Origin of the sequence: Pseudomonas sp. S09G 359 (assembly GCF_002843605.1) — a bacterium.
Classification (GTDB): Bacteria; Pseudomonadota; Gammaproteobacteria; order Pseudomonadales; family Pseudomonadaceae; genus Aquipseudomonas.
This window is the reverse complement of the sequence record NZ_CP025263.1, coordinates 6,020,244-6,037,799: the sequence shown is the minus strand read 5'-3', so window position 1 is coordinate 6,037,799 and position 17,556 is coordinate 6,020,244. Positions and strand designations below refer to the sequence as shown.

Sequence of the window (17,556 nt, the reverse complement as noted above, 5' to 3'; positions counted from 1 at the left end):
CCACATTTGAATGTGTTCGCAATTCAAAATGTGGGAGGGGGCTTGCCCCCGATGAGGCCTGCCCAGGCGATAATCAGATTTCAGGTGTCCACGTCACCCCAAACATCCACACCCGACCCTCTTCGCGATAATCCTGATTGTTCAAGAACCCCGGATCGTCGTAGCTGTACATGGCCCGCGCATAGGATTTATCCAGCAGGTTATCGACCTTCACCGACAGCATCACTTCTCGATTCAACGCCCAGCTGCTGCGCAACCCAAGTAAGGCATAACCGCCCAGGCGGTTGCGATTGTCTTCATCGTCATAGCTGCCGCTGATCGCCTGCCAACTGGCGCCCAGCCCGAGTTTGTCGAACTGCCGATCCAGATCCAGATTCACCGTGCGTCGTGCACGGCGGGCCAGAGTGTGGCCGGTATCGCGGTCGCGCGGGTCGATAACCGAAAGCCCCAGGTTGGCCTGCCAGCCGAACAGCTCCTGCTTGAGCGCCGCCTCAAAGCCATTGATGCGCGCCGACGCCACGTTCTGCGGCTTGCTGGCGCTGTCGAGGATGATCGCATCACTCAGGTCCGTGCGGTACAGCGAGGCTTCCAGGCGCGTGCTGTCACTCAGTTGGCTGCGCCATTGCAGCTCATAACTCTTTGAGGTTTCGGGCTGCAGGTTAGGGTTGCTGTACTTCGTGTCGGGGTAATACAGATCGTTGAAGGTCGGCGCGCGAAAGCCTTCGCTGTAGCTCAGCAATACGTCATTGTCAGGGTTGACCGGCACGGTCAGGGTGCCGCTCCAACTGTTCTGCCCACCGAACTGCTGGTTCTGGTCGCGACGCAGGCCCAGTTCTGTGGAGAACCACTCGCTGTGGAAACGATGCTGCACAAACGCCGCTCGGTTCCAGCGGCTGTTTTCGGTAAAGGTGGTGGAGCCGTGGAAGCGGTCTTCGTACCAGTCGCCGCCGAGGATCAGGCTGTTGCGCTCGTCCAGCGTCAGGTCGTTTTGCCAGTTGACCGAGTCGCGGTAAGTGTTGAATACGCTGAAGTCATCGCTGAGGGTGTCGCGCTTGGTGTCGCGGTTCTCACTGTGGCCCAGCTCCACGCGGGTTTGCCAGCGCTCAGTGAGCGTGGCATCGACATAGCCGCTGGCGCTGCTCACGGCGTAATCGGTGTAGGGTTTTTGCCCAACCGTTTGCCCCGTGGCGACGACATAGCGGCCGAAGCTGTTGTCGTACTCCGATTTGCCACGGTTATCCAGCAGGTTGAAACCCACCTCCAGCGCATCGTTGAAGGCGTGGCTGAGGTTGAGGCTGATCGATTGGTTGCGGTAGGCGTCATGGTCGCCGTCGCTGGGGAATGACTGGTGGGTTGAATTGATGCCGGCGGTTTCATCCAGGCTCGCCCCCAGGTTGAAACGCGTGTGCTCATCGCCGCCGGAGAGGCCAAGGCTGCGCTCCCGGGCCCGGTTGCTGCCAAACCCCAGCTTCAGGCGCGGCTGCAGGCCCTGTTCGGCGTTGCGCCGGGTAAACACCTGGATCACCCCGCCAATCGCATCGCTGCCATAAATCACCGAGCGCGAGCCGCGCAGCACTTCCACCCGTTCAATCTGGTCGACGTTCAGGTATTGCAGGCCGCTGTCGCCGGAGGTGGTATTGGCGATGCGCTGGCCATCCACCAGCACCAGGCTCTGCGCGGATTTGGTGCCGCGAATGTACACGCCCGGCAAGCCGCCACGGCCGCCGGTGGGCGCGATTTGTACGCCGGGCACGCGGCTGAGCAGGTCGGTGAGGCTGGTGGGTTGCAGGCGGTCGATGTCGTCGCGGGTGAACACCGTGTTGGCGGCGCTGCTGTCATTGCGCGCCTGGACCTGGCGGTTGGCGCTGATGACTACGTCGGGGAGTTTGAGGGCGTCGTCGCGGGTTGCAGCGAGCAGCTCCGAGGAAGGTAGAAGCAGCAAGGCAAGGTACAGGTGCTTCATGAGCTGTTCATCGCGTTTGAAAGTGGCATAAATCAAATGTGGGAGGGGGCTTGCCCCCGATTGCAGTGTGTCAGTCTCAGTATCTATAACTGACCCACCGCTATCGGGGGCAAGCCCCCTCCCACATTGTTCAACCCGGTTTCTAAAGGGAGAGCAGCGCCATGCGCTCGCGCACCGAAGCCTCGATCCCTGCCTCATCCAGCCCGCACTCGGCCAGCATCTGCGCCGGCTTGGCATGTTCCACATACACATCCGGCAAGCCCAGGTGCAGCACCGACTTGAGGATATTCTCCCGCGCCAGGAACTCGCTGACCGCCGCACCGGCGCCGCCCATGATGGCGTTTTCCTCGACAGTCACCAGCAGCTCATGGCCAGCGGCGATTTCGCGCACCAGGGCTTCATCCAGGGGTTTGACGAAACGCATGTCGACCACGGTGGCGTCGAGTCTCTCGGCGACTTTCAGGGCTTCGGCCAACTGCACGCCAAACACCAGGAACGCGGCCTTGCTGCCTTGGCGACGCACGATGCCTTTGCCGATCTCAATCGGTTCCAGGTCTTTTTCGATCACTGCATTCGGGCCATTGCCACGCGGGTAACGCACGGCGGCCGGGCCGTTGTACAGGTGGCCGGTGCTGAGCATTTTGCGCAGTTCGTTTTCGTCGCTTGGGGTCATCACCAGCATGCCGGGGATGCAGCGCAGGTAAGACAAGTCGAAACTGCCAGCGTGGGTCGGGCCGTCTTCGCCCACCAGGCCGGCACGGTCGATGGCGAACAGTACGTCGAGGTTCTGCACCGCCACGTCATGCACCAGCTGGTCATAGCCGCGCTGCAGGAAGGTGGAGTAGATCGCCACCACCGGCTTGGCGCCTTCACAGGCCATGCCGGCGGCGAAGGTTACGGCGTGTTGCTCGGCTATCGCCACGTCGAAGTAGCGCAGCGGGAAGCGTTCGCTGAACGCCACCAGGTCGGAGCCTTCCTTCATCGCCGGGGTAATGCCCACCAGGCGCGGGTCAGCGGCGGCCATGTCGCACAGCCATTCGCCAAACACGCCGGAGTACTTGGGCCCGCTGGCCTTTTTCGGCGCGGCGGCGGGGGCGTCCACAGGCTCGAGCTTGGTGATGGCGTGGTAACCAATCGGGTCGACTTCCGCCGGGGCGAAGCCTTTGCCTTTTTTGGTGACGATATGCAGGAACTGCGGGCCCTTGAGGTCACGCATATTACGCAGCGTGGCGATCAGGGTGGGCAGGTCATGGCCGTCGATGGGGCCGATGTAGTTCCAGCCCAGCTCTTCGAACAGGGTGCCGGGTACCAGCATGCCCTTGGCGTACTCTTCGGTGCGCCGGGCGATTTCCCATGCGCCGGGCAGGCGCGACAGCACTTTCTTACTGCCTTCGCGCATGCTGGCGTAGGTACGACTGGAAAGGATTTTGGCCAGGTAGTTCGACAAACCACCAACATTGCGCGAAATCGACATGTCGTTGTCGTTGAGGATCACCAACATATTGGCGTCCACTTCCGGCGCATGGTTCAACGCTTCGAAGGCCATGCCGGCGGTCAGCGCGCCATCACCGATCACGGCAATCGCCTTGCGGTCGCTGCCTTGCAGGCGGGCGGCAATCGCCATGCCCAGCGCGGCACTGATGGAGGTGCTGGAGTGGCCGACGCCAAAAGTGTCGTACTCGCTCTCGGAGCGACGCGGGAAGGCGGCCAGGCCATCCTTCTGGCGCAGGGTGCCCATGCGCTCGCGACGACCGGTGAGGATTTTATGCGGATACGCCTGATGGCCCACGTCCCACACCAGCCGGTCGTCCGGGGTGTCGAATACGTAATGCAAGGCGATGGTCAGCTCGATGACGCCCAGGCCAGCACCGAAATGCCCACCGGTCTGGCCGACCGTGTAGAGCAATTCCAGGCGCAACTCATCGGCCAGGGTTTCCAGCTCGGCTTCACCCAGACGACGCAGGCCGTCCGGCGTGGCAGCACGGTCGAGCAGGGGCGTAGACGGGCGCTTGCGGGGAATCTCTTGAAACGTCGTGGGCATCAGGCGAATCGTTATAGGTATAGAAGAGGCGGCAGTTTACCTCAAGCATCGCAAACTGCCCACGCAGAGCGCCGAACTTGGCTGATATGCGGCTGCAATGGCCGCCGTTATCAGTGGCGGCGTTCGACGATATACCGCGCCAGGTCGCGCAGTGGCTCGGCCGCCGCGTCGAAAGGTCGCAGGGCGTCCAGCGCCTGGTCGCGCAGTTCCAGGGCGTAGGCCTTGGCAGCTTCAAGCCCGAGCAGCGCAGGATATGTCGGCTTGTCCCGTGCGATATCGGCGCCCTGGCGTTTACCCAGGGTGGCGGTGTCACTTTCTACGTCGAGAATGTCGTCCTGCACCTGGAATGCCAGGCCGACAGCCCGGGAGTAAGTCTGCAGGGCCGCCAATTGCGCGGGTTCGGCGCGGCCGCTGGCCAGGGCGCCGAGGTGCACGGCGGCTTCGATCAGCGCGCCGGTCTTGTGGCGATGCATGTGTTCGAGGGCTTTTTGATCCAGCTTGAGGCTCACCGAACCCATGTCGATGGCCTGGCCGCCGACCATTCCGGCCGGGCCGGCAGCGTGGGCCAGTGCGGTGACCATGCGCAGGCGGATCTCGGCGTTGACGCTGCTTAGCGCCGGGTCCAGCAATGCGCTGAACGCCAGGCTCTGCAGGCCATCGCCGGCCAGGATTGCATAGGCTTCATCAAAGGCTTTGTGGGTGGTGGGCTGGCCGCGACGCAGATCGTCGTCGTCCATCGCCGGCAAATCGTCATGCACCAGGGAATAGGCGTGAATCAGCTCCACCGCACAGGCCGCGCCGTTGGCTTGCTCGGCAGGCACGCCAAGCGCTTCGCAGGCGGCGTAGGCCAGCAGCGGGCGCACGCGTTTTCCGCCGTTCATCACGCTGTAGCGCATGGCGTCGTACAGGCGCTGCATTTGCGGGCTTGGCGCAACAAACAAGGGCTCGAGCGCCGCATTCACCCGGGCTTGGCTACTGGCCTGATACGCGTCGATCATTCTGGCTGTTCCGCATCGAAGGGTTCTTCGGCCAACTCCCCGTCACGTTCCAGCAGCACTTGCACCTTCTGCTCCGCCTGCGCCAAGGCGCTCTGGCAGTCGCGGGTCAGGCCGATGCCTTGCTCAAATGCCGTCAGCGAGTCTTCCAGCGACAACTCGCCGTTCTCCAGACGCTCGACCAGAGTTTGCAGGTCGGCGAGGGATTGTTCGAAATCGAGTGCAACTTTTTTGCGGGCCATGGCGGCTATTCCGGTAGACGGTAAACCGGCGCGACACTAGCAGACATGCGGAATCTGGGCAAATGAGCGGGGCCCGCTCAAGCGCCCTCGCCGTTGATCTGATAACGCGTGCTGCGGCCTGCGCCGGGCAAACGGACCAGGCAATTTTTTTCCAGCAGATCGGCCAGGTGCCGGGTGGCTGTCGCCTTGGACACTTTCGCTACCGCCTGGTATTGCGCGGCGCTGATGCCGTGCTCGAAGCCTTTTTCACCATCGTCCAGCAAGCGATTGAGCACCTTGATCTGCTCGGCAGACAAGGCGACGCCACGGTGTTGTTGCCAGAACCGGGTCTTGCCCAACACCCGCTCAATCCGCGCCATCGCCTGCTGCAGGCTGCGCAGCAGGGTCTTGAGGAACCAGTCCAGCCAGTCGGTGATATCCAGCGTGGCCTTCTGGCTGGATTCCAAGGCGCTGTAGTAACCCTTGCGGTCCTCAAGGATGCTGGCAGACATGGCATAAAAGCGGATGGCCTGGTGCTCGCCCTGGGCCAAGGCCAAATCAGTAATGGCGCGGGTCAGCCGGCCATTGCCGTCATCGAATGGATGCAGCGTCACAAACCAGAAGTGTGCGACGCCGGCGCGCACCAGAGGGTCGAGCTCCGGCTGGCTTCGAACCATTCAAGGAAATCGTCCAGCGCCTGCTCCAGACCCCGCCGGGGCTGCGCCTCGAAATGCACGGTCGGCCGATCGAGCCGCCCCGACACTACCTGCATCGGTTCATCGCCCCGCAGTGCCCCGACATTGAGCGCGCGTGCAGCAAAACCGACTTCCGGGGCCGGAAACAGCCAATGGTGCCAGCTCAATAAACGAGTGAGGGTGAACGGCTGGGCGAATTGCTCGGTGGCATCCATCATCAGCTCGGCCAGGCCTTCGCTGCGGCGGCTTACCTGGCCATCCTCCCTGGTCTCCAGACCCAAGCGTCGCGCCAGGGAGGAGCGCACCGAGCCGACATTCAGCTGTTCGCCCTCAATGGCCGAGGAGGTCAGGACATTTTGCAGCAACGCATCCAGTTCATTTTGCGCGCTGATCGCCTGGCTAACCGAGCCGAGCATACCCAGCAGCTTGCCCTGTGCCTGCCCGCACTCGCGCAGCAAGGCTGCCAGGCGTCCGGGCTGCCAGTGGAAGTGGGGCCAATCGGCGTGCTGCCAGATCCAGAGCGGATGATTCATGGAGGAATACCTGGGTCGTGAGCCGAATAAAAAGGTTATTCGGCTCATTTAGTGAGCCGATTGTGCATTCTATTCGGCTCATCGTCCACTCGGGCACTTAGGCAGAGGCTGTATTGGGTTGGGCGCATCGCCCGTGCGCGTCTTTCAACTGAGCTTCGAACTCAAGTAGCCCGGCGTGCATCTTTTGCAGCGCGGCAATCTGCACCGCCAATTCCTGCTTCTTGTTGGCGATAGCTTGGTCCGCCCGGTCCCAAGGCAAGCTATCTCCTCGGTGGTTACCCAGGATTTCCTGCAACTCTTTAAGCTTGAACCCCAACTGCTGCGCGCACTTGATAAACATCAGCAGCTCAACGCTTTGCTCCGAATAAACCCGGTATTGCCCCTGGCGGTGCGGCGGTGGCATCAGGCCGATCGCCTCATAGTGACGAATCGCCTTGATGGTGGTGCCCGACAACTGCGCGGCTTTGCCGATGTACATGAAAACTTCCTTTTCCAAATAGTCCGCCGGCCTGCTTCAGCCACGTTTCCCGTTGCGCTGCAGTCGACCCCAGCACGGGCCCGAACATCAATGTCTTGATCGGCTTGATGCCACAAAACGCCAGCGTGGTCTTGCGCATCTGATGCACGCCCGGCATGCGATAGACCCAGCGGTAATACCATGGCGGCGTGTCCAGGGTCACCAACAGGTGTGCGGTTCGCCCGTGTAGCAGCTTGTCGGGGAATGCCTTGCCCGCACGGTATTTAAAGGCAAAGCCGGGTAGGAAGATGCGGTCGATAAAGCCCTTCATCAACGCCGGGATGCCGCCCCACCAGATCGGGAAAACCAACGCCAGGTGAGTGGCCCAAAGGATCTCGGATTGGGCGCTGAGCAGGTCGTCTTCCAGCGGTTGGGGCTGGGTGTAGCCGTGGCGGAGGATTGGGTCAAAAGTGAGGTCGCCCAGGCGTAGGACACGTACCTCATGGCCGGCGATTTTTGCGGCGTGGCTGTAAGTGTCGGCGAGGGCGGAGCAAAAACTGGTGGCGGACGGATGGCCGAGGATGACGAGGATACGTTGAGTCATGGGCTAGGGCCTGAAAAGGGGGCTTTCAGGATAGGGGCTGCTGTATAGGGGAGAGTCAAGGGGAGAGGTCGCAACTCGCCAGCAGGACCTTTCTGCAAGGTGTGCAAGGCCCTTCCTGTTGCGCGCTTGACGCCTTGTGACGGCACCGGTCCCTGACTAGCCTGCTGAAAACTCAAGAGTGAAACAGGCATGAGCGAAACCTCTATCGGCTTGACCAACCCACCGGCAGGTTACAGCGACTGGCTGAGTGATCTCAAAGGTCGTATTCACACGGCTCAACAGCGCGCGACGCTGGCAGTGAACCGCGAACTGGTGCTGCTTTATTGGCAAATTGGCCACGATATCCTTATCCGCCAGGCTGAGCAGGGTTGGGGCAGTAAGGTGATTGATCGTCTTGCTCAGGATTTGCGTGCGGCGTTTCCTAGGATGAAGGGTTTTTCGCCGCGCAACCTCAAGTACATGCGTGCTTTTGCCGAGGCGTGGCCAGATGCGGAGTTTGTGCAAGGGGTGCTTGCACAATTGCCGTGGTACCACCAATTGGCGTTGCTGGACAAGCTTCCGGGCCCGGAAACCCGCCGCTGGTATGTCACCCAAGCGATCGAGCACAGTTGGTCGCGCAGCACACTGGTGATGCAAATCGAAAACCGTTTGCTGGAGCGCAGTGGCAAGGCGGTCAGCAATTTTGAAAACCACCTGCCCAAGCCGCAATCCGACCTGGCACGCGAGTCCCTCAAAGACCCTTACCGCTTTGATTTCCTCAGCCTCGGCCTGGATGCGCAAGAGCGCGATATTGAAAACGCGTTGATCAAGCATGTCACCGACTTTCTATTGGAGTTGGGCGCGGGCTTCGCCTTTGTCGGGCAGCAGGTGCTGCTGGATGTGGGCGGAGATGAGTTCTTCGTCGATCTGTTGTTCTATCACCTGAAGCTGCGTTGTTACGTCGTGATTGAACTCAAGACGGGCAAGTTCAAGCCTGAACACCTTGGCAAATTGAGCTTCTACCTGGCAGCTGTGGATGCGCAGCTCAAACATCCGCAGGACGGTCCGACCATTGGCCTGTTGTTGTGCAAAAGTAGAAATGAAATCGTGGCCGAGTACGCACTACGCGATAACAATCGCCCTATCGGCGTGGCTGAGTATCAACTGGTCGAGTCGTTGCCGGCGGAGCTGCAAACCAGCTTGCCCAGTATTGAACAGATCGAGCGTGAGCTGGCCGGTGCTGATGCCACCGTGCAAAAGAAGGCATCAGCCACCCAGGCTGGGAACGAATAATGGCTTAGTGCTTCTAACCATCAACTTCATAAGCACCTATAACGGCCAAAACGTCAAAAAACCCACAATCGACCCCCTGGTGTTGCCTAAGAGACCTACGGGTATAAGGTTTTCTTCATTTATCTTGCTGCGCCGCTCCTCCCCAAGCATCATCATTTTCCCTGGACCCGACCGCGACGTATGCAGATGCCTCATGTTCCTGCCCCGTTCCCCGCCAATGAGCAAGAGCGCCTCCGGTCCCTGGAACACTTGGGCATTCTGGACAGCACACCTGAGCCGGGTTTTGATGACATTGTGTTGCTGGCAACCAGCCTGTGCGACGTGCCGATTGCGCTGGTGTCGCTGGTAGACAAAGAGCGCCAATGGTTCAAGGCCTGCATTGGCCTGGACGTGCGTGAGACCCACCGCGACCTGGCATTTTGCGCGCACGCCATCCTGTCGCCCGATGAGGTGCTGGTGGTCGAAGATGCCACGCTGGATACGCGTTTTGAGCACAGCGCGCTGGTGCTGGGGCCGCCGTACATCCGCTTTTACGCGGGCGCGCCGATTCGCGATGATCGTGGGTTTGCCCTGGGCACGGTCTGCGTGATTGATACCCGCGCACGTACGCTGACGGTCGCGCAACACAATGCCTTGCTGGCGCTGGCCCGTCAGACTGCCTCGTTGCTGCAACTGCGCCTGCTCAGCGAACAGCGCGAACTGCGCGCCCGACACCTGGAACACGAACTCGCCCAAGCCCAGGCGCTGGGGCGTCAGGCCGAACAGTTCATGCACCATGCCAAGCGCGTTTCGTCGCTGGGCATGGTTGCGGCCAGCATCGCCCATGACTTCAACAATTTGCTGCAAGCCTTGAGTGCCAGTTTGCAGATGGTGCGATTGCGCGCGCGCCGGCCGGAGGAGGTCGAGCGCTTCAGCGATGCGGGCCTGCAGGCGGTGGATCAAGGCCGGTTACTGGTCAACCACCTGCTGGCCAGCGTGCGCCACGACAGCCCGAACTTGATGTGCATCGACGTGAATGAGCGCCTTGAAAGCATGCGTGACGTGTTGCTACGGACCGTATCGGGCGGCGTTGAACTCTCCCTCGACCTGGCGGCTGCCGGCACCGGCGTGTTGTGCGAAGAGGCGCAGTTGAGTGCAGCGGTGATCAATCTGCTGGCCAACGCCCGCGACGCCTTGGGTGGCAAGGGCCGCGTGCACATCAGCTCGCAGTTGGTCAGCGTCGAGCAGGACGAAGCGCTGGGCACCGGCAATTACCTGCTGCTGAGCATCACCGACAACGGCCCCGGTATGCCCGAGGCGCTGGCCGCCAAGGTCTTCGAGCCGTTCTTCACCACCAAATGCGCGGGCAAAGGCACTGGCCTTGGGTTATCCCAGGTCCTGGAGTTCGCCCAACGTGCAGGCGGCACGGTCAAAGTGCAAACCGCCCCGGGCGCCGGCACCACCATGAACGTATATCTGCGTGCCCTTGGCCGTATAGACACCAACTTGCCTACCGGCTGACACGCCGAAAGCCCGCTTTTCAGCGGGCTTAGGGTAACTCGCAGGTGGTTCAGTCTTTACGCGCCGACAGCGCAGAGTAACCATTCATCAAGTTGCGATAGTTGGGAATACGCTGGGACAACAGATTTCCCAGGCCTTCGATATCGTTGCGCCAGTCACCCTGCAACTCGCACGCTACCGAGAACCAGTTCATCAACTGCGCGCCGGCTTGCGTCATGCGGCTCCACGCCGCCTGCTGCACGGTGGTGTTGAACGTACCCGAAGCATCCGTCACTACAAACACATCAAACCCTTCCGCCAGCGCCGACAACGTCGGGAACGCTACGCACACATCCGTGACCACACCGGCAATGATGATCTGCTTGCGGCCGGTAGCCTTGATCGCCTTGACGAAATCTTCGTTGTCCCAAGCGTTGATCTGGCCAGGGCGGGCGATATACGGCGCGTCCGGGAACATCTCTTTCAACTCCGGCACGATCGGGCCGTTGGGGCCTTGCTCAAAACTGGTGGTGAGGATGGTCGGCAGGTTGAAGAACTTAGCCAGGTCAGCCAGGGCCAGCACGTTGTTCTTGAACTCGTTGGGCGAGAAGTCCTGCACCAGGGAGATCAGGCCGGTCTGGTGGTCGACCAGCAGAACAATGGCGTCGTCTTTGTTCAAGCGCTTGTAGGTTGGAGTGCTCATGGTTGAATCCTTTTTTGTTTAAGTGGGTTTGGCGTTGCGTTCAACATGGGCACAGATTAATGGGTAGGTGGCGGGGGATAAATCGGGTGTGAGGAGTCTTACTGTCAACTCAAAAAGGACAGTGGTTTTAGAAGGTGGGATGTGTCTGAGAGAAGGTTGGTCAGGTTTTTTAAAGGCAATAAAAAGCCGGCTTGTGGCCGGCTTCTCGGGGACTGGTTCAGCTTATTTTTGGTAAACCTCACCAGCCTTCAAATCGCTCAGCCCACATCGCGTCTGGCTGAATAGTAGGGGCATCAGCGGGAACTCCTCCGCGTCGCCGAGCAGGGTGAATAGCGCGAAGCCACCCCCTGCCAAATGTGCGGCGCATGATACCCACATTCACTTCAAATGCCCACCTCCGGATCCGATTTAGAGCCTTCCCAGCCCAGCAGGTGTTCGTCCAGCGGCACCGGCCGACGGTTGTTCAGCGTGGACCACCAGAACACCCACCCCAGGACCTGGAAGTTCTGTTCGAACCGCTGCTCGTGGGTGAGGTATTCATCCGGGTGTTCGCCGGCATTGTGGCTACGCATGCGCAAACCACCACCCGGCCGGTTGTAGAGGTATTTGATGCGCAGCATGCCGTCGTGTTCGACGGCGTAGATTTCGCCGTCGGTGATTTGGGTACGGCCACGGTCGATGGCGAGGGTAGCGCCTTGTTGGATGATGTCGATCATGCTGTTGTCGACCATGTAGGCGCCCAGCGCGCGGTCGGGGTTTACTTTGAGTGTTTCTAAGGTGTGCAGGGAGATGCGGATGTGTTCGATGGAGGTGAATGAGGCGTGGAGGGGGATCTCCACGTCGATTTTTTCCGGGCGGCAGGCGGGGCCTGTAAGGTATTTGCCACTCTCTTCGCGGGTAGGAAGTCCTTTCCTGGTATCCGGGCCTTCCAACAGGAAATTGGCCGGTGGGTGTTTGGGGCCTTCGCCGGTGCGCAGCCAGCGGCTGGAGATGCACAGCAGTTCTGCGATCTCATTGAGCCGGCCCATGGGTACACCGCGTTTGAACCAGTTGTTCACGTGTTGAGGCGTGACGCCGCGGTTCTTGGCGAAGTCGGAGGCGGAAAGATGAACTTCCCGTAATAGTGCTTTTAAGCGATCACCTGATGTATTCATAAACGACGAGTTTACTGGCCGGAAAAACAGATCAAATAAACCATGCGTTGAGTTGTGCATGTAGGTATTGGCTTAGTTGTAGCCTGATACTTCTTATTTTAAATCCGGTTAAACGGTGTTTATAAGCTGATGAACTTGCCGTTTATTTTCCATAAAAAAAAGCCCCGAATGATCGGGGCTTTTTTAATTGCCGAAGCAATGAGCAGCAAGTATCAGCCTTTGTAGGCGGCTACCGACTTCATGATCTCGGCGCGGGCAGCGTCTGCGTTGCCCCAACCGTCGATCTTCACCCATTTGCCTTTTTCGAGGTCTTTGTAGTTCTCGAAGAAGTGCTTGATCTGCTCCAGCAGCAGTGGCGGCAGGTCGGTGTATTCCTTCACGTCCACGTACAGCTGGGACAGCTTGTCGTGTGGCACAGCGATAACTTTGGCATCGCCGCCGCCGTCGTCGGTCATGTTCAGGATGCCGACTGGGCGTGCACGGATAACCGAACCTGGGGTAACCGGGTAAGGGGTTACGACCAGTACGTCGAGGGGGTCACCGTCGTCAGCCAGGGTGTTTGGGATGAAACCGTAGTTGGCCGGGTAGAACATCGGGGTGGCCATGAAACGGTCAACGAACAGGCAGTCGCTGTCTTTGTCGATTTCGTATTTGATCGGCGCGTGGTTGGCCGGAATCTCGATGGCGACGTAGATGTCGTTCGGCAGGTCTTTGCCAGCCGGAATCTTGCTGTAGCTCATTGGGCGTTGCCCCCGTTAATTGGCCAAGAAACTTGGCCGGATTGGCCTAAAAGTGGCGGCGATTATAGGCATATTCCGCCGCCGATGCCATGCGCCAGACGTCGTACGGTCATTCGTCCTGCGGCTGATAGCGCGGGTCATGCGCTTGCAGTTGGGTCAGGCGGGCCAGGGGATCCTGGCGGTAGAAGCGGCTGAGTTGGGCGTACACCTGTGGATAACTGTTGACCAGTAAATCCGGGGCGCTGAAAAAATATTCGCTGGTGACGGCAAAGAATTCCGCCGGGTTTTCCGCGGCATAGGGGTCGATCTCGGTTTCCAATTCCGGGTTGGCGTCCAATTGGCGATTGAGGTCGTCATAGGCGCCTTGCATCACGCTGGCCCACTCTTGCACGCGCATGTCGTGGTGCAACGGTGGCAGGCCGTTGGCGTCGCCATTGAGCATGTCGAGCTTGTGCGCCAGTTCGTGGATCACCAGGTTGTAGCCTTCCCATTGCCCGCTGGCCAGCACGCCGGGCCAGGCGAGGATCACCGGGCCCTGTTGCCAGGCTTCGCCGCTGTGTTCGCCGTCCCATTCGTGTTCGATGCCGCTGCTGTCGCGATGGCGCTGGGGGCTTAGGAAGTCGTCGGGGTACAGCACGATTTCGTGGAAACCCTGGTACCAGTCGAGGTCGCCGAGGTTCATCAACGGCAGCTGCGCCTGGGCGGCGAGCAGCAGGCGTTGTTCCTGATGCAGTTCGACGCCGGGCAGGGCGGTGAGGTGTTTTTCGGCGAGGAACACCACGCAGGCTTCACGCAGCCACTGGTCTTGCTCGTCGCTGATACCGTCGAGGAAAGTCAGGTGGTGGCGCACCCGTTGCCAGGTGTCATCGGCAATCGGGTGCTTGGCCAGCAGGCGCCGACGGCGCCAGGCGCTGAGGGACCACACCGCCGGTTACTGCGGCTTGGCTTCGGAGGACGTGCGGCCAAAACGGCTGCGGAACACACCAATGATCATCGGCACCAGCGACAGCAGGATGATGAACACCACCAGCAGCGACAGGTTTTTCTTGATAAATGGCACGTTGCCGAAGAAGTAGCCCAGGGTCACCAGGCCGCCGACCCAGAGGATGGTGCCCAGCACGCTGAAACCGAAGAAGCGTGCGTAGGGCATCTTCGCGATGCCGGCAACGAACGGCGCAAAGGTCCGCAGGATCGGCAGGAAACGCGCCAGGGTCACGGTTTTGCCACCGTGCTTGTCGTAGAAGTCGTGGGTCTTTTGCAGGTAGTCGCGACGGAAAATTTTCGAGTTCGGGTTGTTGAACAAGCGCTCGCCGACCGTTCGCCCTATCACGTAGTTGGTGCTGTCGCCGAGGATCGCCGCCAACATCAACAGGCCGCCCAGTAATACCGGGTCCATGCCACCGCCTGCCGCTACTGCACCGGCGATGAATAGCAAAGAGTCACCCGGCAGGAAGGGCATGACCACCAGGCCGGTTTCGCAAAAAATGACCAGGAACAGAATGGCGTAGATCCACGGACCGTAATTGGTTACCAGCAGGTCGAGGTAAACGTCGAGATGCAGGATAAGGTCAAGCGGGTTGAAATCCATGGATGGCACCTGTGTGAATGGCCCGGCTCAGCAGGCCTGTGCGGAAGCTCGGGTAATAAGGCTACAAGTGTATGCCGCATTTCTTACAACCCTGAAAGGTCCGCATTATACGGATTGAGAGGTGAAAAGCCTGTTGGTTTTGTAGCGGGGGATGTCGCAGATGCATCATAAAACCAAATGTGGGAGGGGGCTTGCCCCCGATGAGGTCGTGTCCGTTATAAATAGTCTGACTGACACACCGCCATCGGGGGCAAGCCCCCTCCCACATTGAATCTACGGTGTCTGGAAGTCAGTCTTCGCTGATCGGCAAGGTGTAGTTTTTGAACTCGGTGTCCTCGCGAAACCCGATCGACTCGTAGGTCTTCTGTGCCACTTCATTGTCACTGCTGGTCGATACCCGCAGCCGCACGGCATGGGTTTCCTTGGCCATTTTTTTCGCCGTGCGCATCAGGTTGTCCGCCACCAGCTGGCGCCGCGCATCTTCGGCCACATAGATGTCATTGAGGATCCACACCCGCTTGAGCGACAGCGACGAAAAGCTCGGGTACAGCTGGCAGAACCCAAGCACTTTTTTGTCGTCATCGTCGGCCAGGGCCAGGTAGATCACCGACTCCTTGCGGCGCAGGCGTTTTTCCAGAAAGGCCCGCGACGAGTCCGGGAAGGGCAGGGCCCCATAGAACTCGCGGTATTTGACGAACAACGGGGTCAACAGGTCCAGGTGTTCCAGGGTCGCTTGAGTAATCCGCATGCCAGGCCTCAACTTCCAAAGGGGTATGACCACACAAGCGGCCGTGACTTGATGCTGCCTAAAGGCGTGAAAAAGCGCAATCGTGCGGGTATCAGTCGGTGGGCGGGCTGAGCAGGAAATTGCCTTTGATCAAATCCGGGTCGTCGGATTCGATGGTTTGCACCTGCGCCTCGTCCTTCAGATTGACCCCCGACAGTTGCCGGCGACACGCCTCTCGCATCAAGTACAGCAGGCGATGCGCCGCCATGCCATAACTCAAGCCTTCCAGGCGCACATTCGAGATGCAGTTGCGATAGGCATCGGTAAGGCCGACCTTGGGGTTGTAGGTGAAATACAGGCCCAGACTGTCCGGCGAACTGAGCCCCGGGCGCTCGCCGATCAGGATCACGGTCATCTTGGCCCCAAGCAACTGACCCACCTCATCGGCCACCGCCACACGGCCCTGTTCCACCAGTATCACGGGTGACAGCGACCAACCGTCCGCGTTGCTCTGTTCCTCCAGGCGTGTCAGGAACGGCAAGGTGTGTTTATGCACCGCCAGGGCCGACAGCCCGTCGGCGACCACTATCGCCAGGTCCACCCCGCCCGAGTTGGCCGCCGCGTAGTCACGCAGGCTCTGGGCCGACTCATCACTTAAACGCCGGCCCAGGTCCGGGCGTTGCAGATACATATGCCGGTCGGCCGCCGCGCTGTGCAGCAACAGGCTGTCACGCCCGCGTTCGGCCAGTTGGCTGCTCAGGCCTGCGTGGTCGAAGGGCAGGTGCACGGCGTCCCGCGCCTGGGCGTGGGCGAATTGGAAATCCAGTTGGGCACCTGTGGGAATGCTGGTGCCGGTACGGCCCAAGGCGATACGCGCCGGGGTCAGGCGGCGCAATTCCAGCCACGGGTTGTCGGGCAGGTCTGGTTGCACGGTCGGCTCCTTCATCCCAGTTGCGCCAGGGCGTGGCGAAATGCCGGTGGCAGGCTGTTGCCGAAATGCACCTTGCCGTCGGCTTGCGTGAAAATGCCCATTTTCGCCAGCCATTGTTCAAATTCCGGTGCCGGCTTTAAACCCAATGTTTGTCGGGCGTACAAGGCGTCGTGGAATGAGGTGGTCTGGTAGTTGAGCATAATGTCGTCGGAGCCGGGGATGCCCATGATGAAGTTGATACCAGCCACCCCTAGCAGGGTCAGCAGGGTGTCCATGTCGTCCTGGTCGGCTTCGGCATGGTTGGTGTAGCAGATGTCGCAGCCCATCGGCACGCCGAGCAACTTGCCGCAGAAGTGGTCTTCGAGGCCGGCGCGGATGATCTGCTTGCCGTTGTACAGGTACTCGGGGCCGATAAAGCCGACCACGGTGTTCACCAGAAACGGTTTGAAGTGGCGGGCCACTGCGTAGGCGCGGGTTTCGCAGGTTTGCTGGTCGACCCCAAAGTGCGCATTGGCCGACAAGGCGCTGCCCTGGCCGGTTTCGAAATACATCAGGTTCTGGCCCAAGGTCCCGCGATTGAGGCTCAAGCCCGCATCGTAGCCTTCCTGCAGCACGTTCAGGTTGATGCCGAAACTGGCGTTGGCCGCTTCGGTACCCGCAATCGATTGAAACACCAGGTCCAGCGGCACGCCGCGGTTGATCGCTTCGATGGAGGTGGTGACATGCGTCAGCACGCAGGCCTGGGTGGGGATTTCGTAGCGCTGGATGATCGCGTCGAGCATTTCCAGCATGGCGCAGATCGAGGCGATGCTGTCGGTAGCCGGGTTGATGCCGATCATGGCGTCGCCGTTGCCGTACAGCAGGCCATCGAGAATGCTGGCGGCAATGCCGGCCGGTTCATCCGTGGGGTGGTTGGGTTGCAGACGGGTCGACAGGCGCCCGCGCAGGCCCATCGTGCCGCGAAACTGGGTGACCACGCGAATCTTCTGGGCCACCAGTACCAGGTCCTGCACGCGCATGATCTTCGATACGGCGGCGGCCATTTCCGGGGTCAGCCCTGGCGCCAAGGCGCGTAGGGAATGTTCGTCGGCCGCATCGCTGAGTAACCAGTCGCGCAGGCCGCCGACGGTGAGGTGGCTGACCGTGCTAAACGCCTGTTTATCGTGGGTGTCGATGATCAGCCGCGTGACTTCATCGCTTTCATAGGGTATCAGCGCTTCTTCGAGGAAGTGCTTCAACGGAATATTGGCCAGCGCCATTTGCGCCGCCACTCGCTCGCCGTCGTTCTGCGCGGCAACACCGGCGAGAAAATCCCCGGAACGTGCGGGGCTGGCCTTGGCCATCACGTCCTTGAGGCTATCGAAGCGGTAGGTTTGTGCACCCACCGCGTGGGAAAAGCTTGCCATACAGTGTCTCCTTGGCGACGCGGAATACCTGTGAGTCAAGCATCCGC

16 protein-coding genes and 1 pseudogene are annotated in these 17,556 nt (G+C 60.3%); 2 read left to right on the top strand and 15 right to left on the bottom strand.

Annotated features, from left to right (window positions below):
• Window positions 1–73: 73 nt before the first annotated feature.
• The 7 genes and pseudogenes from CXQ82_RS27730 to CXQ82_RS27700 form a co-directional block, all read right to left on the bottom strand.
• Window positions 74–1,963 carry a TonB-dependent receptor domain-containing protein gene (locus CXQ82_RS27730; RefSeq protein ID WP_101273186.1) on the bottom strand — a complete coding sequence of 630 codons (1,890 nt, stop codon included), beginning with the start codon at window positions 1,961–1,963 and terminating at the stop codon, window positions 74–76.
• A 142-nt stretch (window positions 1,964–2,105) separates the two neighbouring features.
• Window positions 2,106–4,004, bottom strand: coding sequence for a 1-deoxy-D-xylulose-5-phosphate synthase (dxs, locus tag CXQ82_RS27725; RefSeq protein ID WP_101273185.1), 1,899 nt, complete (start codon window positions 4,002–4,004; stop codon window positions 2,106–2,108).
• A gap of 110 nt (window positions 4,005–4,114) precedes the next feature.
• Window positions 4,115–5,002, bottom strand: a complete 888-nt coding sequence (gene ispA / locus CXQ82_RS27720; protein WP_101273184.1) for a (2E,6E)-farnesyl diphosphate synthase — start codon at window positions 5,000–5,002, stop codon at window positions 4,115–4,117.
• Window positions 4,999–5,241, bottom strand: a complete 243-nt coding sequence (locus tag CXQ82_RS27715; protein ID WP_003176346.1) for an exodeoxyribonuclease VII small subunit — start codon at window positions 5,239–5,241, stop codon at window positions 4,999–5,001. Before CXQ82_RS27715 ends, ispA begins: the two co-directional genes overlap by 4 nt.
• A 77-nt stretch (window positions 5,242–5,318) precedes the next feature.
• Window positions 5,319–6,448: pseudogene (locus CXQ82_RS27710) on the bottom strand (Fic family protein).
• Window positions 6,449–6,545: 97 nt separating this feature from the next.
• Window positions 6,546–6,926 carry a MerR family transcriptional regulator gene (locus tag CXQ82_RS27705; RefSeq protein WP_101273183.1) on the bottom strand — a complete coding sequence of 127 codons (381 nt, stop codon included), beginning with the start codon at window positions 6,924–6,926 and terminating at the stop codon, window positions 6,546–6,548.
• A complete protein-coding gene (locus CXQ82_RS27700; protein ID WP_101273182.1) occupies window positions 6,865–7,509 on the bottom strand; it encodes an NAD(P)H-dependent oxidoreductase in 645 nt (214 codons plus the stop codon). The genes CXQ82_RS27705 and CXQ82_RS27700 overlap by 62 nt, the downstream gene beginning before the upstream one ends.
• Before the next feature lie 189 nt (window positions 7,510–7,698).
• Here CXQ82_RS27700 and CXQ82_RS27695 point away from each other — a divergent pair, with 189 nt between their 5' ends.
• Both CXQ82_RS27695 and CXQ82_RS27690 read left to right on the top strand, forming a co-directional pair.
• The gene (locus CXQ82_RS27695; RefSeq protein ID WP_101273181.1) at window positions 7,699–8,781 is read left to right on the top strand and encodes a YhcG family protein; all 1,083 of its coding nucleotides are present in this window, start codon (window positions 7,699–7,701) and stop codon (window positions 8,779–8,781) included.
• Between the two features lie 180 nt (window positions 8,782–8,961).
• Window positions 8,962–10,281: a sensor histidine kinase gene (locus CXQ82_RS27690; protein WP_101273180.1), complete on the top strand. Its 1,320-nt coding sequence runs from the start codon at window positions 8,962–8,964 to the stop codon at window positions 10,279–10,281.
• Between the two features lie 49 nt (window positions 10,282–10,330).
• On the opposite strand, the gene ycaC is transcribed toward CXQ82_RS27690, so the two are convergent.
• From ycaC to CXQ82_RS27650, 8 genes are all read right to left on the bottom strand, one after another.
• On the bottom strand, window positions 10,331–10,963 hold the full coding sequence (gene ycaC / locus CXQ82_RS27685) for an isochorismate family cysteine hydrolase YcaC (RefSeq protein ID WP_101273179.1): 633 nt from the start codon (window positions 10,961–10,963) through the stop codon (window positions 10,331–10,333).
• Window positions 10,964–11,346: 383 nt separating this feature from the next.
• On the bottom strand, window positions 11,347–12,117 hold the full coding sequence (locus CXQ82_RS27680; RefSeq protein WP_101273178.1) for a S24 family peptidase: 771 nt from the start codon (window positions 12,115–12,117) through the stop codon (window positions 11,347–11,349).
• A 212-nt stretch (window positions 12,118–12,329) separates the two neighbouring features.
• Window positions 12,330–12,857, bottom strand: a complete 528-nt coding sequence (ppa, locus tag CXQ82_RS27675) for an inorganic diphosphatase (RefSeq protein WP_003176323.1) — start codon at window positions 12,855–12,857, stop codon at window positions 12,330–12,332.
• A 109-nt stretch (window positions 12,858–12,966) separates the two neighbouring features.
• Entirely contained in the window at window positions 12,967–13,782 is an 816-nt protein-coding gene (locus CXQ82_RS27670; RefSeq protein WP_101273177.1) for a zinc-dependent peptidase, read from the bottom strand.
• 6 nt (window positions 13,783–13,788) lie between these two features.
• Window positions 13,789–14,445 carry a DedA family protein gene (locus CXQ82_RS27665; protein ID WP_101273176.1) on the bottom strand — a complete coding sequence of 219 codons (657 nt, stop codon included), beginning with the start codon at window positions 14,443–14,445 and terminating at the stop codon, window positions 13,789–13,791.
• Between the two features lie 289 nt (window positions 14,446–14,734).
• The gene (locus CXQ82_RS27660) at window positions 14,735–15,193 is read right to left on the bottom strand and encodes an N-acetyltransferase (protein WP_003176320.1); all 459 of its coding nucleotides are present in this window, start codon (window positions 15,191–15,193) and stop codon (window positions 14,735–14,737) included.
• Window positions 15,194–15,284: 91 nt separating this feature from the next.
• The gene (gene eutC / locus CXQ82_RS27655; protein WP_101273175.1) at window positions 15,285–16,118 is read right to left on the bottom strand and encodes an ethanolamine ammonia-lyase subunit EutC; all 834 of its coding nucleotides are present in this window, start codon (window positions 16,116–16,118) and stop codon (window positions 15,285–15,287) included.
• Window positions 16,115–17,509: an ethanolamine ammonia-lyase subunit EutB gene (locus CXQ82_RS27650; RefSeq protein WP_101273174.1), complete on the bottom strand. Its 1,395-nt coding sequence runs from the start codon at window positions 17,507–17,509 to the stop codon at window positions 16,115–16,117. Before CXQ82_RS27650 ends, eutC begins: the two co-directional genes overlap by 4 nt.
• Window positions 17,510–17,556 lie beyond the last annotated feature (47 nt).

What these genes read in the sequence shown, in the direction of transcription:
- CXQ82_RS27730 (WP_101273186.1), bottom strand. Translation starts at nt 1,963, where the DNA reads ATGAAGCACCTGTACCTTGCCTTGCTGCTTCTACCTTCCTCGGAGCTG.
- dxs (WP_101273185.1), bottom strand. Translation starts at nt 4,004, where the DNA reads ATGCCCACGACGTTTCAAGAGATTCCCCGCAAGCGCCCGTCTACGCCC.
- ispA (WP_101273184.1), bottom strand. Translation starts at nt 5,002, where the DNA reads ATGATCGACGCGTATCAGGCCAGTAGCCAAGCCCGGGTGAATGCGGCG.
- CXQ82_RS27715 (WP_003176346.1), bottom strand. Translation starts at nt 5,241, where the DNA reads ATGGCCCGCAAAAAAGTTGCACTCGATTTCGAACAATCCCTCGCCGAC.
- CXQ82_RS27705 (WP_101273183.1), bottom strand. Translation starts at nt 6,926, where the DNA reads ATGTACATCGGCAAAGCCGCGCAGTTGTCGGGCACCACCATCAAGGCG.
- CXQ82_RS27700 (WP_101273182.1), bottom strand. Translation starts at nt 7,509, where the DNA reads ATGACTCAACGTATCCTCGTCATCCTCGGCCATCCGTCCGCCACCAGT.
- CXQ82_RS27695 (WP_101273181.1), top strand. Translation starts at nt 7,699, where the DNA reads ATGAGCGAAACCTCTATCGGCTTGACCAACCCACCGGCAGGTTACAGC.
- CXQ82_RS27690 (WP_101273180.1), top strand. Translation starts at nt 8,962, where the DNA reads ATGCAGATGCCTCATGTTCCTGCCCCGTTCCCCGCCAATGAGCAAGAG.
- ycaC (WP_101273179.1), bottom strand. Translation starts at nt 10,963, where the DNA reads ATGAGCACTCCAACCTACAAGCGCTTGAACAAAGACGACGCCATTGTT.
- CXQ82_RS27680 (WP_101273178.1), bottom strand. Translation starts at nt 12,117, where the DNA reads ATGAATACATCAGGTGATCGCTTAAAAGCACTATTACGGGAAGTTCAT.
- ppa (WP_003176323.1), bottom strand. Translation starts at nt 12,857, where the DNA reads ATGAGCTACAGCAAGATTCCGGCTGGCAAAGACCTGCCGAACGACATC.
- CXQ82_RS27665 (WP_101273176.1), bottom strand. Translation starts at nt 14,445, where the DNA reads ATGGATTTCAACCCGCTTGACCTTATCCTGCATCTCGACGTTTACCTC.
- CXQ82_RS27660 (WP_003176320.1), bottom strand. Translation starts at nt 15,193, where the DNA reads ATGCGGATTACTCAAGCGACCCTGGAACACCTGGACCTGTTGACCCCG.
- eutC (WP_101273175.1), bottom strand. Translation starts at nt 16,118, where the DNA reads ATGAAGGAGCCGACCGTGCAACCAGACCTGCCCGACAACCCGTGGCTG.
- CXQ82_RS27650 (WP_101273174.1), bottom strand. Translation starts at nt 17,509, where the DNA reads ATGGCAAGCTTTTCCCACGCGGTGGGTGCACAAACCTACCGCTTCGAT.